The sequence below is a fragment of the Paenibacillus violae genome (assembly GCF_032461945.1).
GTDB classification, from domain to species: domain Bacteria; phylum Bacillota; class Bacilli; order Paenibacillales; family NBRC-103111; genus Paenibacillus_E; species Paenibacillus_E violae.
Window position 1 is genome coordinate 180,019 of record NZ_JAWCUD010000008.1, and the last position, 17,777, is coordinate 197,795.

The window sequence follows — 17,777 nt, forward strand, 5'->3', positions numbered from 1 at the left end:
GGCCATGCTGTGGGTTGAAATAGACCTTAGACGCGAGTCGTCGAAAGTGTGGCGCGAGGAAGGGTTAGATGCCCTAGAAAAAAATAAAGTGTTTAATTATACGGTCTTTTTTCAAAAGGCCATATACTTAAGTACTTTATTGAAAGGGTGAATTATATTGTCATACCGTCAAAGATTATCACTGCTAATCATTGCGGACTCTTTTATTGTCATAACGTCTATTTTCTTCAGCCGATTTTTATTGAGTGCAGATTTTAATGTTATAACTACGCCGCTAGTAATAAGTTCAATTACTTTGCTGCTCAGTCATCATTTATTTTCTTTGATGTATAAACTCTACAAAAAGGCTTGGGAGCATGCTAGCGTAGGCGAATTGTTGATTATTTTCAAGGCGGTTACTATATCCATCATTACTGCTGCTTGTATGCAACAAATCATTGTTCAAGATATTTATTTTAGGTTGCTTGCCGTAACTTGGATGCTGCACATTTTGCTTATCGGTGGCTCTCGGTTCTGTTGGCGATTAATTAGAGGTACTTTTACCAGTAAAGCACAGGATAAAAAGCAGACACTTATTATTGGAGCAGGTTCAGCGGGTACTATGGTTGCAAGACAACTAATAAAAAATAGTGATGCAGAGCTACTGCCTGTTGCATTTATTGATGATAATGTCAAAATTCATAATCTTGATATTTTGGGGCTGCCAGTAATCGGTGGCATTAATCGGATTAAGAAAGCAGTTATAGAATTAAATATAGAGAACATTATTATTGCTATTCCTTCTCTTGGTAAAAAGGAGTTAAACACGATTGTTCAGGAATGTGCAAAGACGAATGCCAAAACACAAACACTACCTATGCTAGAGGATCTAATAACAGGGAAGCTATCGGTCAATCAATTTCAGGATGTACAGGTTGAAGATTTATTAGGTCGAGAGCCAGTTGAGTTAGATATTGAAAGTATATCTGGATTTATAACGGATAAGGTGGTTTTGGTAACCGGCGCAGGTGGGTCAATTGGCTCGGAGATTTGTAGGCAAATCACGAAATTCAACCCTAAACAACTTATTTTGCTGGGACATGGAGAGAACAGTATCTACTCCATTGAAATGGAACTGAAAGACAGCTCTTTACATACGCAGATTGAATTTACTACAGAGATTGCTGATATACAAGATGCCCCAAAGATGATGTTAATTATGAATAAATATCATCCCGATGTTGTTTATCACGCTGCTGCACATAAGCATGTCCCATTAATGGAGCGTAACCCTGAAGAAGCAATAAAGAACAATGTAATCGGAACGATGAACGTTGCAAAGGCAGCGAGTAAGAATGGGGTAGATACATTTGTTATGATCTCGACTGATAAAGCCGTGAATCCAACAAGTGTAATGGGGGCTACCAAAAGATTGGCGGAAATGATTATTCAAGATATGGATAGAAATAGTGAAACGAAATTTGTTGCGGTACGATTCGGCAATGTACTAGGAAGCAGGGGAAGCGTAATCCCTCGTTTTAAGCAGCAAATTGAAAAAGGTGGACCAGTTTCTGTTACTCATCCAGATATGATTCGTTATTTCATGACGATTCCTGAGGCTTCAAGGTTGGTCATTCAGGCTGGAGCCTTAGCTAAAGGTGGCGAGATTTTCGTCTTAGACATGGGAGAACCAGTAAAGATTGTTGATTTAGCAATAAATTTAATTAAGCTTTCTGGAAATTCAATTGAAGAGATCGGAATAGAATTTACAGGTATGAGGCCAGGAGAGAAATTATACGAAGAGTTATTGAAAGCTGACGAGGTCGGTGAACAACAAGTTTATCCGAAAATTTATATTGGTAAAACAGCGGATCTTTATGTGGAAGAAATTTTAGAAATTATCTCGACCTTTGCATCGCTTGATAAGGCAAGCATAAGGGAACAATTATTAAATTTAACTAATGGAAATGTGATACCGATTTCGAAGAAACTAATTTCAATTGTTTAACAAGAAGGAGAATCCGACAATGAAAGTAAGAAAAGCAATTATCCCAGCAGCTGGGCTCGGAACGAGATTTCTTCCAGCAACTAAGGCAATGCCTAAAGAAATGTTACCAATTGTTGATAAACCAACGATTCAATACATTGTAGAAGAAGCGATTGAATCAGGGATCGAAGATATTATCATCGTAACCGGAAAAGGGAAAAGAGCTATCGAGGATCATTTTGATAATTCCTTTGAACTCGAGCAAAACTTATTGGAGAAACGGAAGTTCGATTTATTGAGTGAAGTCCAAAAAACATCAAGCATGGTTGATATTCATTACATTCGTCAAAAAGAACCTAGGGGTCTAGGCCATGCAATTTGGTGCGCGCGCAAGTTCATTGGAAATGAACCGTTTGCGGTATTGTTAGGCGATGATATTGTACGTGCTGATAAACCTTGTTTGCAACAAATGATGGAACAATATGAATACCATAATGCTTCAATTATTGGTGTGAAGCACGTTACAGACGACGAGATATCCAGATATGGAATTGTCGACGGTTTTGAAATCAAGGAACGTTTACATAGTATTAATACTTTAGTAGAGAAACCGAAAAAAGAGGAAGCACCATCAAATCTCGCAATCATGGGACGTTATATTCTTACCCCAAAAATCTTTGAAATTCTAAATAATCAAGGACCTGGAGCTGGTGGAGAAATTCAGCTCACTGATGCAATTGCTTTGTTGAACCGATATGAGTCAGTGTATGCATATGAGTTTAACGGTACAAGATTTGATGTTGGCGAAAAAATGGGATTTATACAAACTACGATCGATTACGCCTTGCAACGTGAGGATTTAAGATACGAGTTATTGAAGTATCTTACGCTAGTCTTGGAAAAAGAACTAATTAAATAGGTGGCTAAGAAGATGGAAAAGAAAGTGCTTTTTTGTGCGACCGTTGATTATCATTTTCAAGCTTTTCACTTGCCCTATATGAAATGGTTCAAAGAGCAGGGGTGGGAGGTTCATATAGCGGCATCTGGCCAACTAGAGCTTCCATATGTTGATGTGAAATACAACATACCCATTCAAAGATCTCCGTTTAAGTTAAAAAACATCAGTAACTATAATTTATTGAAATCCATTATCAATGAAAATAAATATGGGATTATACATTGCCATACCCCTATGGGTGGAGTTCTTGCACGTTTGGCAGCACGGGGAAACAGGAAGTATGGAACCAAAGTGATTTACACTGCTCATGGCTTTCATTTTTGCAAGGGAGCTCCGCTTATCAACTGGCTTGTATATTACCCAATTGAGAGGCTTCTTTCAAATTTTACAGATTGTCTGATAACCATAAATGAGGAAGATTATGCTCTTGCGGTGAATCGGCGACTTAAAGCAAAGAGAATTGAACACGTTCATGGAGTTGGGGTAAATATAGACCTCTTTAAGCCTGTTAGCGAAACAGTTAAACGCCAAACAAGGGGAAATTTCGGTTACAATTCTGAGGATTTTTTAATGTTTTATGCCGCTGAATTCAACGAAAACAAAAATCAGCAATTGCTAATTCATGCATTAGCATTAATCAAAGATGAGGTGCCCCAAGCAAAACTACTGCTTGCTGGAGTTGGGTTACTAAAAGAACAGTGCTGGGAGCTTGCAAAACAGCTAGACGTTTCTGAAAAGGTGGATTTTCTAGGTTATCGGGATGACATTCACAAAATTTTACCAATCTGTGATGTTGCGGTTGCTTCCAGCCTTCGTGAAGGACTTCCTGTAAACATTATGGAAGCCATGGCTTGTGGCCTTCCGATTATAGCTAGTGATAACAGGGGGCACAGAGAACTAGTCCATAGTCACGAGAACGGTTGGATCATAGCTACCGATGACAAATATGAAATGTCCGAAAAAATAAAATTGCTTGCTCAAAATGGTAAATTGAAGTATAAACTCGGCAAGTCCGGACGTGATATGGTTGAACGAAAATATGCCATTAATAAAATACTAGCTGAAAAGAGTACTATTTATTCCATATATATGGATGAGAAGGTGGAATTCATGTGGGCGACCCAATAAGAATTTTACAAGTTGTAGTCAATATGAATCGGGGCGGAGCAGAAACCTTATTGATGAATTTGTATCGAAATATTGATCATTCTAAGGTCCAGTTTGATTTTCTAACTAGTAAAGAAGGGGTTTTTGATGAAGAGATACTAAAGATGGGTGGAAAAATACATCGTATTCCTTATGTTAGTGATGTAGGACATTATGCATATATAAAGGCTTTGAATAAATTCTTTTCATCACATTCTGAATACAAAATTGTACACTCCCATTTGGACAAAATGAGTGGATTTGTTCTCCGATCAGCCGAAAGGACCAACACTCCAATTCGTATTGCTCATAGTCATAATACTAGTAGTGAAGGTGGAGTTGTAGCCAAGGCATACAAGTGGATTGCAGGGAAATATATTTTGCCTTGCGCAACACATTATTTTGCATGTTCAGATAAAGCTGCTAACTGGTTATTTGAAGATAAAGTAGTAAACGCCACAATTTTGAAGAACGGAATAGAAAGTGATCAATATGTTTTTAATTCAGAGGTAAGAAATCAAGTAAGACAGGAGTTAAATCTCTCACGTGATACATTTGTGATCGGGCATGTAGGTAGATTCGCTCATCAGAAGAATCATTCATTTCTTATCGATATTTTTGCTCAATTAAATAATGATAAACCAGATTCCGTTCTTGTGTTAGCGGGGGATGGTCCGTTGCGTTTAGATATAGAAAAGAAAGTAAGGGATCTGAATCTATTAGGCAAAGTAATTTTTCTCGGAATACGCAATGACATAAATCGATTGCTCCAAGCATTTGATGTGTTTGTATTTCCTTCATGGCACGAAGGATTACCCGTTACCCTAATAGAGGCGCAGGGATCAGGATTGCCTTGTATCATATCGGATGTGATTACGTCGGAAGTTGATATGGGTGCTGGATTAGTTCAATTTGAAAACTTAAATAAACCGTCTGATGCTTGGGCAAAAAGAGTGATCCAACAGAATAAAAGAGTTTTAGAGGTACAAGATCATATACAAAAAAAAGGATTCGACATTCGTGTACCAGCAAAATGGCTTCAAAAATTTTATCTAGATCAAACAGAAGAGTGGATGACATCGTAAAAGGAGCCCAACATGTCCAAAATTTTATGTGTTATTAGGCTAGGTGAAGTACCGCTACACCTTTATCATATCATCTCAGGTTTTATATTGCTCGAAAGACAAGGAATAATAGATTTAAAAGTCGAGAGGCTAGGAAAAGGACATCCCGAACGGCTGCCCTACAATATGATCGAAGCCAGGGTGAACGGAATTCAAGTTTTATACGACCTTAACGACGGTTATGACAATCTTCTCAGGGAAGGTCAGGACTTTGTTGATTTTTTAGATTCTTTGCTGAACAAATTTCATATTTGTTTTAAAAGAAGTTTTAGTCCTCATCAGAATTCTAAATTAAAACATGCGAATAAAATGCTTCCACTTGGATTAAATTATATGGTTACAGTTCCAGGTAATACTGCTCATTTTCCTACACCAGAGGATCCTAAAAAGGAGAAAATAAAAAAAATCATCCGAATGATTCCTTTTTCTGAGTACTATAATGGACGCTACTATATGAATTTTTTTGAAGGAATTCCAAGTTTGGAGAAGGATCCAAAAATATTATTCATGGCTAGATTATGGGATGTAGAAGGGGATTATGCAGGACAACTATCCTCTTCAAAAAAAGAAGAGAGACGATACATAAATGAATTTAGAGCTAGTTGCATACGACTGTGTAAAAAAGAATTTGGCCCTAGTTTTTACGGTGGTGTTAATTCCACGGGTTATGCAAGTAAATACTACGCAGACCTCATTATTGATGATAAAAAAGTGACTAAACGTAACCATTATATCGAAAGAGTAAAGAAATCTTCAATTTGTATTGCAACTATGGGTTTACATGAATCAATTGGTTGGAAATTTGCAGAATATGTAGCTGCAAGCAAAGCAATAGCAACAGAAGAACTGCACTATGATGTTCCAGGTGATTTTCGCGAAGGACAAAATTATTTGGCATTTCGAACGCCTAGTGACTGCATCGATAAAATCTACAGATTAAAGCAAGATAATGAATTTCGATATAAAATGATGGTTAATAATTATAATTACTATCATAATTTTGTAAGGCCTGACAGGATAGTCTTTCAAAGTATTTTAGCGGCCTTGCAATATGGGGACTATAAATCGGTACAATTAGAGAGGGAATTATCTTGAAACCAACTCTTACTATTTTTACACCTACTTATAACCGTGCATACACATTGCATTTGTGTTACGAGAGTCTCAAGCGACAGACGTGCAATGACTTTGTTTGGCTAATCATTGATGATGGCTCTACAGATGATACTAGTGAACTTGTGGCAGGATGGATAAGCGAAGGTGCGATAAAAATTCTGTACTATTTTCAAGAAAATCAAGGCATGCATGGCGCTCATAACACCGCTTACGAGCTGCTGGATACAGAACTAAATGTTTGTATAGACTCAGATGATTACATGGCTGACAATGCTGTGGATAAAATAATTTCTTTCTGGAAAAAGCATGGAAATGTAGGCTATGCCGGAATTATAGGGTTAGATGCAACAACGGACGGAAATGTGATAGGTACCAGGTTGCCAGATCAATTAGTATCATCCACCCTTTCTCATTTACATGCTAAACATAAAGTTAAAGGAGATAAGAAGTTAATTTATCGTTCTGAACTTACACGCAAAACCCCTCCATACCCAATATTTCCTGGAGAAAAGTATTGTCCTCTAAGCTATAAGTATATTCTTATTGACCAAGAATGTCCTCTGCTCATCATGAATGAGGTACTCTGTCATGTTGAGTATTTAGTTGATGGTTCGAGTATGAACATTATAAAACAATATATAAAAAACCCACGAGGTTTTTTATTTTTCAGGAAAGTTGCCATGAAACTGGCTCCTACATATAAAGATAAATTACGTGAAGCCATTCATTATGTTTCTACTAATTTAATGATTAATAATTCTAAATTTATAGTAGAATCACCTTGCAAATGGACGACTTTGATAGCAACGCCTTTTGGTGTATTGCTTTATTTTTATATTCGGAATACTAGTAGAGCTACTGTGATGAAACGTAATTAACAAGTAGTATCTTGAAGGGAACTGGTATCTTGGCCATTTTGTACTTAAATTTATTGTTTGTTTATATTTTCTCTTTATGTTCAAGATTAATTGTAAGAAGTTCGCCAGTTTCAGCAGCTGTAAGACCGAATCTTTTACTAGTTTCTTTTACAATGGCTTCAATGGTACTTGTTTCAGGGCTTAGGAATAATATTGGTGATACATTTTTCTATATGCATGCTTACACCGTTAATAATTTTACATGGGAACAAATTAAGGCTGAGAAAGATATTGGTTTTGGGATCTTACAAATGATTTTAAAGTCATACACTCAAGATCCACAGGTATTAATATTCTTAACCGCCTTAGTTACTAACGTTCTTATTGTTTACGTGTTATACAAATATTCCAAGTTATTTGAACTTAGCATATACCTCTATATTACTTCTGGGCTTTACATCGTTTCCATGAACGGAGTAAGGCAATTTTTGGCTTCTGCAATAGTATTCGCTGCTACCAAGTTCTTATTTGAAGGAAACTGGAAAAAATATTTTCTTGTGGTGGTGTTTGCCTCATTGTTTCATCAAAGTGCCCTAATCCTTATTCCTATTTACTTTATTGTGAGGAGAAAGGCATGGACATCCTCAACTTTTGTACTCTTGACTATTGCCGTGTTACTCATTGTAGGATATAGCGTGCTCTCTGACGCCATATTCAATGCAATTGCCGATACCCATTACAGTGAATATCAGAGCATTCAAGAAGGTGGAGCTAATGTCATCAGGGTGGCTATTGGAGCAGTTCCATTGATTTTGGCATACCTGGGAAGAAATAAACTAAGAGAGTTATTTCCTTACGGTGACTATGTTGTGAACATGTCTTTATTGAATTTTGTTGTCATGGCGGTCGCGACACAAAATTGGATTTTTGCCAGGTTTACCATCTATTTTGGATTATACAATATCATTCTCATGTCATGGGTGATCAGTTTATTTGTAAAGAGAGAACGAAAGTTTATCTATTACGCCATTTTAGGTTTCTATCTCATTTATTTTTACTATGAAAACGTGGTTACTTTACATCTCTTTTATCGAAGTGACTACTTAAAATTTTAACCAACAGTCAGGAGGTTCAAAATGCCAATACTTATAACCGGTGGAGCCGGCTATATCGGAAGTCATACCTGTGTAGAGTTACTGAACGCAGGATACGACATTGTTGTTGTTGACAACTTAAGCAATAGCAGTCTAGAGTCCTTGAGACGAGTAAAAGAACTAACAGGTAAGGACTTTGCATTTTATCAGATTGATCTGTTAAACCGCCAGGATTTAGAGTTGGTCTTTAAACAAAATAAAATCGAAGCTGTGATTCATTTTGCAGGGTTAAAAGCAGTTGGCGAGTCCGTTCGTTTACCACTGCGATATTACCACAACAATATAACGGGCACGCTCGTGTTATGTGAGCTTATGCAGGAATATGCGGTGAAAAAAATCGTATTCAGTTCGTCAGCCACCGTATATGGCATGTCAGATCAAGTGCCAATTACAGAAAACTTTCCTCTAGGCGCAACGAATGCATATGGTCGTACAAAACTGATGATCGAAGAGATCATGCAGGACATGTACGTGTCCGATCCCACATGGAGCATTGCGCTGTTACGCTACTTTAACCCGATTGGGGCTCATAGTAGTGGCAGATTAGGCGAAGATCCAAACGGTACACCGAATAATTTAATGCCTTACATTACCCAAGTGGCAGTAGGAAGATTAAAGGAATTAATGATTTATGGAAATGATTATCCAACTGTAGATGGCACAGGTGTCAGAGATTATATTCATGTTGTCGATTTGGCATGTGGGCACGTGAAAGCGTTGGAGAAGGTTATGGCGAGTACAGGAGTAGAGGCATACAACCTTGGTACGGGACAGGGTTATAGCGTTGTGGAAATGGTATTAGCATTTGAAAGTGTAACTGGACAACATGTTCCTTATACGATGACAGATCGAAGGCCAGGTGACATAGGCGTCTGTTTTTCGGATCCGAACAAGGCTAAACGTGAGTTAGGATGGAGTGCTCAGAGAGGCATTAAAGAGATGTGTCTTGATTCCTGGAGGTGGCAAGCCCATAATCCATACGGTTTTCATAAAAAGGAAGAAGAAATAACGGTATAGCGGGGGCTTACTCATGCGTATGTCGGTACTGACTGAAGGGTGATTAAAGTTTGTTCCCTATAAATCGGAAATTTATTAAAAAACTAAAGACGTTAATTTCCCTTATGAAGAAGGGAATTGTTGCTCAGATATGGTCGATCAAGGTTTTCAGTTCCGCTGACATGATAACAACATTACTAAATGAAACCGAATTGGACGTGGATAAACCGTCTATACAAGCCTCAGACGTAAGTGATGTGCCAGCTGAATTTGTAGCAGATCCCTTTATTCTCAAGGATGATTCAAGGTTTTATTTATTTTTTGAGATCTTTAATAAAGAACTTGAACGTGGGCAAATTGGCTTAGCCATAAGTGCAGATGGGTTGAAATGGGAGTATCAACAAGTCGTTCTAAGTGAAAACTTCCATCTATCTTATCCTCATGTTTTTAAAGTTGAGGACGAGATGTTCATGCTTCCTGAAACGATTGAAACCAATCGTGTTTTATTGTACAAAGCCAAGCGGTTTCCTTATGAATGGGAAGTTGCATGTGAGCTGCTGGAAGGTAACTTCATGGACCCCTCCATTATCAGATACGCTAATAAATGGTGGATTTTTGCAGGGACTGAGGGTGGGAATCTTCACTTATTCCATTCAGCGCAATTGGAAGGACCCTATCTCGCACATCCCCAAAGCCCATTAATTACTAGTAACTTGATGATTAGCAGACCCGGAGGAAGATTCATTCTTTCAGATGGAACGATCTATAGGTATACCCAAGCGGATTATCCTCATTATGGCGATTCAGTGAGAGTCTTTAAGGTAAACAAGCTAACGGAGTTTGAATATGAGGAAGAGGAAATCTCCTTAGTCTTATGCGGTTCGAAAAAAGAAGGCGATTGGAGAAAAGATGGGATGCACCATATCGACCAGTTAATGACGGATGATAAACAGTGGTTAGTAGCTGTTGATGGTCATAGCACCCAGAAGTCCAATTACTTTGTATGGAAACTTAACCGTTTGAAATCAAAATTTTTAGTTAAGACCAATAGGAGCATGATCATGATGAAGCGATTTTTTGATTTACTAATCTCAATTCCTTTATTAATCCTTTTTTCCCCAATTATCGGCATTGTCGCTGTTTTGGTTAGAGTAAAGTTAGGATCACCGATTATCTTCACACAGTTAAGACCTGGATTGCACGGCAAGCCAATTAATATCTATAAATTCCGAACCATGACAGATGCAAGGGACAACGAAGGGAATTTATTGCCGGATTCAATACGATTAACTTCCTTTGGGGAATTCCTTAGAAAATACAGCCTTGATGAGTTGCTCCAATTGGTGAATGTGATTAAAGGAGACTTAAGTTTAGTAGGCCCAAGGCCGCTGTTAATGGATTATTTGACGCTATATACGGAAGAGCAAGCCAAAAGGCATCAAGTACGTCCTGGGATTACGGGATGGGCTCAAGTTAACGGTAGAAACGCCATTTCATGGGAAGAAAAATTCAGGCTTGATGTCTGGTATGTGGAGAATCAAAGTCTCCTCCTTGATTTCAAAATCCTAGCTTTAACTTTTGTCAAAGTGATTAAGTCGGATGGAATCAGCCACGGGAATCATGTGACCATGGAGAAATTCTCCGGATCAAATCTATCATGAAGGGTTTGGTACAGGTTGGATTTAGTCGTTATAGGTGAGGGTGGCCATAGTAAGGTCATAAGGGATTTGATTCATTCCAAAAGTGATGCGAAGATCATCGCCATACTGGATGACAAGTATGATGAGTTAACTCTAAGTAATGAAGTATACATAGGTCCGATTTCTTCTGCACATCTTCTGTTGAATCAAATGAGTCATCTTAAATTTGTGATTGCGATTGGGAATAACGCGGTTCGCAAGTCGATTGTGACAAAGCTTGGCCTAGCCAAGGAAAACTATGTTTCACTCGTTCACCACACAGCGATTGTCAGTTCGAGTGCTTCTATAGGGAATGGTACAGTTATTATGGCAAATACCATTGTTAGCGCCGATACATGCGTCGGCGATCATGTGATTATTAACTCGGGTGCAATTGTAGAGCACGATAATCACATTGGTGACTATGCCCACATTGCTCCTAAAGCTACACTTACCGGCTCCGTGATTGTAAAAGAAGGGACTATGATAGGTGCGGGAGCGACCGTCATTCCTGGGAAAAGCATCGGAGAATGGGCGATTATCGGAGCAGGTGCCACAGTAATTAGTGATATCCCGACGAATAGCACAGCAGTAGGAACCCCGGCAAAAATTATAAGCAGCCGAAAGTTCGCCTAATAGCGCCCAAGGCGCTTTTTTTGTCACAAGAACCCATATAAAGGGAGTGCATAACCAGTGTTCACGCATACAAAAAGAATATATCTTTCCCCTCCACACATGAGCGGGAATGAAATGACCTATATTCAAGATGCTTTTGATACCAATTGGATCGCTCCACTTGGCCCTCATGTCGATGCATTTGAGAAAGAGCTTGCCTCCTATGTGGGGGTTAACGACGCGGCTGCGGTCAGCTCCGGAACGGCGGCCATTCATTTGGCTCTGCGGCTGCTGGATGTTCAAGCGGAAGATACGGTTTTTTGTTCAAGTCTAACCTTTGTTGCAAGTGCCAACCCGATTGTCTATTTGGGAGCTTCACCGGTATTTATTGATTCGGAGCCAGAAACATGGAACATGTCCCCTCAAGCGTTAGAACGTGCCTTATACGATGCTGCCCAAGAAAAAAAACTGCCTAAAGCAGTCATCGTTGTTAATCTGTATGGCCAAAGTGCGAAGATGGATGAAATCTTGGCGATCTGCCAAGCGTTTGATATCCCTGTAATCGAGGATGCAGCAGAATCGTTGGGCTCCACGTATAAAGGGAAAGCGAGCGGGTCATTCGGGAAGTTTGGCATCTATTCCTTTAATGGCAATAAAATTATTTCGACCTCCGGCGGGGGGATGCTGGTTTCCAACGAAGGCGAGGAGCTGAATAAAGCTCGTTTCCTGGCAACCCAAGCGCGCGACTATGCGCCGCACTATCAACATAGCCAGACTGGTTATAATTATCGGATGAGCAATGTGCTCGCCGGGATTGGCAGAGCTCAGTTAGAGGTGCTGGAAGAGAGAGTTAACGCCAGGAGAGCGATTTTCAGAAGATATGTTCAAGAGTTAGCGCATGTTCCAGGGATCGAGTTTATGCCCGAGCTGCCCAATACGCGTTCGAATCGTTGGCTGACAGTGTTAACTTTGGACGAAAATGAAGCTGGTGTATCGGTTGAATCGTTATTAGGAGCATTGGCGGAACAAAATATCGAGGCACGTCCAGTTTGGAAACCGCTTCATATGCAGCCTCTATTCGAAGGGGTTAAGTTTTACCCACATAGTGATAATGAGATTATATCCGAGCAATTGTTTAAAAGGGGACTTTGTCTACCATCCGGGTCCAGTCTGTCGGAAGATGAGCAGATGCGGGTTATCGCATGCATCAAGGAGTCATTGATTAAGGCCAAAAGCCTTAGTGTTTAACATTGCGCCATGCTTAAGCGCCTTCATTCATCTTCTGTCTGTGATGCTGCATCTTTTCAAATAATGCTTCTTTCATTTCTATATCAAGGCAGTCTCTATAAAGTATGGAATTGTATGCATGCAAGACCTTATGGTAAGTACGTTGTGCCTTTTTCCATACACTCGTCGAAAGTGAATACATGACAGAATCCCTCCCTTTTTAAAAACTTATGTGGGAATTGGATCATGTATTCAATTTATAGTTAATTATTACTCAATTGTTCTTTATTAAGAATTTTATTTCAAAGGAGATTTAAAATGTGTGGAATTGTAGGATATATCGGTAATCAGGATGCGAAATCAGTCTTGATTAAAGGTTTGGAAAAACTAGAATACAGAGGGTACGATTCTTCCGGAATAGCTTTATTGAATGAAACAGGTATACATGTTTACAAAGAACAGGGACGGATAGCTGCGCTTAACGATGTGATTGATCATCAGGAGACAGCGTTAGTTGGTATTGGTCATACGAGATGGGCGACACATGGCAAACCTAGCCGCAGAAATGCACATCCTCATCAAAGCAACAGCGGTCGCTTCACGATTGTCCATAATGGGGTTATTGAGAACTACGAGGAAATCAAGCAGCAATTTCTTTCTGGAGTCCCTTTCTCAAGCGATACGGATACGGAAGTGATTGTCCAGTTAATGGAGAAATTAGTGGAAAGCGGCTTAGAGGTTGAAGAAGCCTTTCGGCAATTGCTCGTCACAATGAAAGGTTCTTACGCCGTTGCTTTATTAGATGACGAAGATATCCATACGATTTATGTTGGTAAAAATAAAAGCCCTTTGCTCATTGGACTAGGCCAAGACTTTCATGTTATTGCAAGCGATGCTATGGCGATGCTGCAGCTAACGAATCAGTTCGTGGAATTGATGGATGAGGAGATGGTCATTCTTCGCCAACATTCAAAAACGATTAAAAACTTGAGCGGAGAGCTCATGCAGAGAAGGCCTTTTCAAGTCAAGCTTGATGCTAGTGATATTGAGAAAGGGATATATCCGCATTATATGCTGAAAGAAATTGACGAACAGCCCTTTGTCATTCGTAAAATCGTTTCCAAATACCAAGATGGCAATGGTGATTTGATCATCGATCCTAACATTCGTAATAGTATGAAGGAAGCGGATCGTATCTATCTCATTGCTTGTGGAACAAGCTATCATGCGGGATTGGTCGGTAAACAGTTGATTGAGAAAATAGCCGAAATCCCCGTTGAAACTCATATCGCAAGTGAATTTTTATATAACAGACCCATTCTCTCCAAGAACCCCCTTTTTATCTTCATTTCTCAAAGCGGAGAGACGGCGGATAGCAGAGGTGTATTAGTAGCCATCAAGCAGTTGGGCTATCCGACATTAACGATTACCAATGTACCAGGTTCCACGTTATCACGTGAAGCGAACTTCACGTTACTCACCCATGCTGGACCCGAAATCGCGGTAGCCTCAACAAAAGCCTATACAGCACAAATTGCTGTATTAGCGATACTCGCATTTGACAGCGCGCATGCAAAAGGAATTAAACAGGAGATCAACCCTTTCCATGAGCTAAGTATTGCCGCGAATGCGATGGATATTATGATTAACAAGAAGGAGATGATGGAAGAGAACGTATGGAAGTATTTAAATGCGTCACGCACCTGCTTTTTTATAGGGCGAAGCATGGATTACTACGCATGTCTGGAAGGCGCATTAAAGCTTAAGGAAATTTCATATATTCAAGCCGAAGGGTTTGCCGGTGGAGAATTGAAACATGGAACCATTGCCTTAATTGAAGAGGGCACTCCAGTTATTGCACTTTTAACCCAATCTCATATCAGGGGCAATATTAGGAGCAACGTCCAAGAGGTTCTGGCACGTGGTGCTCATGTTTGTATGATCAGCATGGAAGGGATGGAGGAAAAGCACGATCAGATCGTTCTGCCTGCCATTCACGAGCATCTTACCCCGCTGGTTTCGGTTATTCCGTTACAATTAATTGCGTATTATGCAGCCGTATATCGAGGTTGCGATGTTGACAAGCCAAGAAATCTTGCCAAAAGTGTCACCGTGGAGTGATGATAACCATGATCGGTCAAAATATTTCAAGTATACGTAAGCAGAGGGGGTACACATTGTCTGAGCTCTCAGAGCGGACAGGTATTTCCAAATCCTATTTAAGTAATATCGAAAGAAATCTCAAACAGAACCCCTCCATTCATGTCATAGAAAAAATTGCAGAGGTTCTTAACGTTGATCTTAAACTCTTATTGAAAATTACGGAAGATACGGGAACGAATCATCAACTGGATCAAGAATGGATGGATTTTATAGCTGATTTGAAACAATCAGGTATCGCCAAAGAACGTATTCATGAATTGAAAATTTTGATAGAGTTCATGAAATGGCATAATGATAAAGTTAACTAGTGAGCATTCCCAAGTCATCGGTTTGCACGATACTGACTGCTGTTATAGATATGTGTTATCCGTCTACAAGGTCTACAAGAGTAACAAGAGCGACAAGAAACTAAATCCAAGCTTGAAGTAAAAGCCCCGCAGGGGGCTTTTTTCTTATTGTTCTTAATAAGAAACATATTTGTTCTTTGGAGGAAATTCTGATATAATTATGAGAGCACACATCACTTTGAGATAAGGGAAGATATGAAATGATTGGAAAACGTGTTCAACAATTGAGGAAAGAGAAGGGCCTGTCATTGACAGAACTTGCTGAACGTGCAGGGGTTGCTAAATCCTATATTAGCAGCTTGGAGCGGGATATTCAGAAGAATCCTTCTATTCAGTTTCTTGAGAAAATTGCAGCTGTCCTTAAAGTGCCTGTCGAGAGATTAATCGATGAGCAGGATGAGACATCTCAGGATGGGCCTCAGCTCGATCAGGAATGGTATGACATTATTAAAGAAGCGATGTCATCTGGGGTCGATAAGCAGCAGTTTCGCGAATTTCTGGATTTTAACAAATGGAGAATGAAGCGACCAAACGATGAATAATCCAGATAACCTTGTGTAGATCTATGAGGACATACAAGGATCATTTTCAGCTGAATTTTGTGATTTTTGAGTCGTTTGGAAAGGGCTTCTTAGGAATGCGCGAATTTCGTCCATCGTAAAACCCATCTTACGTGCGCTCATAATAAGTTCGATCCACTCCGTATCAAGTTCTTCCAAATCCGTCTGATGCATCTGATGATTCACAAGTGACCCCTCCAAAGCATTCTTTGTGATACAAATCGTATCTGGTAATTTATTATCGCACGTTTTTTCCGCGAAATCAATCCCGATCATATTAAAATTATACAAATTGTATCGACGCTTATGTGATTCCCCTCGACAAATTCCGCATGAGCATCCGCAGTTAGGCCTAGAGATACTCGTAAGGGAAGGGGACATTTAGTGACCAATAAACGTATGAATCGCAGGGCATTTCTTAAGTATAGTATGACTGCGGTAGGATCTTTGGCGACGCTTGCGGGAGTAAGCGGTCTATATGGCATCTTTGGTGAGCGGTATTGGATTCAGTTAAATACAGTTCCTCTTGCGTATCATCGGTATCCGGCAGCATTCGCGGGCATGCGCATTGTTCAGTTCAGCGACACACATCTCGGTAAGTACTATAGCTTGGGCCAAATGGCTCGAGTGGTTAAGCTAGTTCAGCGGGAAGAGCCTGATTTGATTTGTTTTACAGGAGATTTATTTGATTCTAACTATGGTCAAATAAATGACGATGTGATCCCGATTCTATCGCGGCTTCAAGCCAGATTGGGCAAATACGCGGTTCTCGGCAATCACGATATGCGCCTGGACCCTAAACGGGTCAAGGATGTACTTGAACGATCCGGCTTTACTGTCCTAGTCAACGCAAATAGGTCCATTGTACGCGGGAATAGCCGTTTATGGATAGCAGGAATAGATGAAATGTTCCATGGTAAACCGGATCTGCCTCTCGCGTTAAAGGGGACCGAAAAAGACGAGTTCGTGCTGCTGCTTGCACATGAGCCGGATTTCGCTGATACTGCCTTGAAATTTCCTGTTGCCTTGCAGCTTTCAGGTCATAGTCATGGCGGACAAATTCGGATTCCTTTTTACGGGAGCCTATTTACACCAGACCTGGGACAAAAGTATGAGGTAGGACTTTATACCTTCGAAAAAAGTGAATTTCACGTTTACACAAACCGCGGAATAGGAACTACATTGTTTCCCATAAGATTCAATTGCCGGCCTGAAATTACCGTGTTTGTTCTGGAAACGAAGCAGCCATAACCGACAGAAACTCCGCCAGCTGATGCTGACGGAGTTTTTATTGGTTAATAGCAGAACCACTTTTTCCAAATATCATAGGATTCCGGACAATCATTATTGCCCCAATCGATGTCGTCCCAGCAGTCGTCATACCAATTGTTGTTGTGATTGTTATTATTATTGTTGTTATTATTGCTGTTATGATTGTTGTTATTGCTGTTGTTGTTATTGCTGTTGTTATTATTACTGTTATGATTGTTGTTATTGCTGTTGTTATTGCTGTTGTTGTTGCTGTTGTTGTTGTTGTTGTTGTTGCTATTGTGATTATTATTGTTGTTATTATTACTATTATTGCTATTGTTGTTCTGGTTTGTACTTGAGCTCCACAATTTACTCAGATTAAACAAAGAAGTAAGCTGTGATAAGAAACTGTTTTTCTGAGAAGTGCCTGACTCATAACCCGAAGCATAAGCGGAAACTGGAAACGTAATAGCACTGAAAATGAGAAGGATGAATAGAAACCTAGCAACTTTTAACAATGTACGTGGCCTCCCTCCATGAGTGATTAAACGATGAAAACGTTCTCTATTAAGAATTATACCGTAGATATTACCTTTTGAGAACAGGAAAAGGCATAGA

General features: G+C 39.6%; 17 protein-coding genes and 1 pseudogene. 17 read left to right on the top strand and 1 reads right to left on the bottom strand.

The annotated features are described in order from the left end of the window. The first annotated feature begins 157 nt into the window (after positions 1-157). From RQP52_RS22155 to RQP52_RS22220, 15 genes and pseudogenes are all read left to right on the top strand, one after another. Positions 158-1,987, top strand: coding sequence for a polysaccharide biosynthesis protein (locus tag RQP52_RS22155; protein ID WP_315953871.1), 1,830 nt, complete (start codon positions 158-160; stop codon positions 1,985-1,987). A gap of 19 nt (positions 1,988-2,006) precedes the next feature. After that, positions 2,007-2,885 (top strand): UTP--glucose-1-phosphate uridylyltransferase GalU, encoded by an 879-nt coding sequence (gene galU, locus RQP52_RS22160; protein WP_315953872.1) that lies wholly within the window; start codon positions 2,007-2,009, stop codon positions 2,883-2,885. A gap of 12 nt (positions 2,886-2,897) precedes the next feature. Continuing rightward, entirely contained in the window at positions 2,898-4,052 is a 1,155-nt protein-coding gene (locus RQP52_RS22165; RefSeq protein WP_315953873.1) for a glycosyltransferase family 4 protein, read from the top strand. Beyond that, on the top strand, positions 4,037-5,155 hold the full coding sequence (locus tag RQP52_RS22170) for a glycosyltransferase family 1 protein (RefSeq protein WP_315953874.1): 1,119 nt from the start codon (positions 4,037-4,039) through the stop codon (positions 5,153-5,155). Before RQP52_RS22165 ends, RQP52_RS22170 begins: the two co-directional genes overlap by 16 nt. 12 nt (positions 5,156-5,167) lie before the next feature. Next, positions 5,168-6,289 (top strand): glycosyltransferase family 1 protein, encoded by a 1,122-nt coding sequence (locus tag RQP52_RS22175; protein WP_315953875.1) that lies wholly within the window; start codon positions 5,168-5,170, stop codon positions 6,287-6,289. Beyond that, positions 6,286-7,188, top strand: coding sequence for a glycosyltransferase family A protein (locus RQP52_RS22180; protein WP_315953876.1), 903 nt, complete (start codon positions 6,286-6,288; stop codon positions 7,186-7,188). The genes RQP52_RS22175 and RQP52_RS22180 overlap by 4 nt, the downstream gene beginning before the upstream one ends. A gap of 29 nt (positions 7,189-7,217) precedes the next feature. After that, on the top strand, positions 7,218-8,282 hold the full coding sequence (locus tag RQP52_RS22185; RefSeq protein WP_315954022.1) for an EpsG family protein: 1,065 nt from the start codon (positions 7,218-7,220) through the stop codon (positions 8,280-8,282). 21 nt (positions 8,283-8,303) lie between these two features. Beyond that, positions 8,304-9,338, top strand: a complete 1,035-nt coding sequence (gene galE, locus RQP52_RS22190) for a UDP-glucose 4-epimerase GalE (protein WP_315953877.1) — start codon at positions 8,304-8,306, stop codon at positions 9,336-9,338. Between the two features lie 161 nt (positions 9,339-9,499). Further along, positions 9,500-10,279: pseudogene (locus RQP52_RS36630) on the top strand (glucosamine inositolphosphorylceramide transferase family protein); the annotation flags it as partial. Between the two features lie 102 nt (positions 10,280-10,381). Further along, positions 10,382-10,978, top strand: coding sequence for a sugar transferase (locus tag RQP52_RS22195; protein ID WP_315954023.1), 597 nt, complete (start codon positions 10,382-10,384; stop codon positions 10,976-10,978). A gap of 15 nt (positions 10,979-10,993) precedes the next feature. After that, positions 10,994-11,632, top strand: a complete 639-nt coding sequence (locus RQP52_RS22200) for an acetyltransferase (protein WP_315953878.1) — start codon at positions 10,994-10,996, stop codon at positions 11,630-11,632. A gap of 99 nt (positions 11,633-11,731) precedes the next feature. Continuing rightward, positions 11,732-12,859: a DegT/DnrJ/EryC1/StrS family aminotransferase gene (locus RQP52_RS22205; RefSeq protein ID WP_315953879.1), complete on the top strand. Its 1,128-nt coding sequence runs from the start codon at positions 11,732-11,734 to the stop codon at positions 12,857-12,859. Between the two features lie 297 nt (positions 12,860-13,156). Further along, entirely contained in the window at positions 13,157-14,959 is a 1,803-nt protein-coding gene (gene glmS, locus RQP52_RS22210; protein WP_315953880.1) for a glutamine--fructose-6-phosphate transaminase (isomerizing), read from the top strand. Positions 14,960-14,967: 8 nt separating this feature from the next. After that, complete coding sequence (locus tag RQP52_RS22215; RefSeq protein WP_127455448.1) at positions 14,968-15,309, top strand: helix-turn-helix domain-containing protein; 342 nt, start codon at positions 14,968-14,970, stop codon at positions 15,307-15,309. Between the two features lie 239 nt (positions 15,310-15,548). Further along, entirely contained in the window at positions 15,549-15,890 is a 342-nt protein-coding gene (locus tag RQP52_RS22220; RefSeq protein WP_127455449.1) for a helix-turn-helix domain-containing protein, read from the top strand. Positions 15,891-15,911: 21 nt separating this feature from the next. Here RQP52_RS22220 and RQP52_RS22225 read toward each other — a convergent pair whose 3' ends face one another. Further along, positions 15,912-16,094, bottom strand: coding sequence for an anti-repressor SinI family protein (locus RQP52_RS22225; RefSeq protein ID WP_315953881.1), 183 nt, complete (start codon positions 16,092-16,094; stop codon positions 15,912-15,914). A 213-nt stretch (positions 16,095-16,307) separates the two neighbouring features. On the opposite strand from RQP52_RS22225, the gene RQP52_RS22230 reads away from it, so the two are divergent. Together RQP52_RS22230 and RQP52_RS22235 are read left to right on the top strand one after the other, a co-directional pair. Further along, entirely contained in the window at positions 16,308-17,159 is an 852-nt protein-coding gene (locus RQP52_RS22230) for a metallophosphoesterase (protein ID WP_315953882.1), read from the top strand. A gap of 143 nt (positions 17,160-17,302) precedes the next feature. After that, a complete protein-coding gene (locus RQP52_RS22235) occupies positions 17,303-17,518 on the top strand; it encodes a hypothetical protein (RefSeq protein ID WP_315953883.1) in 216 nt (71 codons plus the stop codon). Positions 17,519-17,777: the final 259 nt, after the last annotated feature.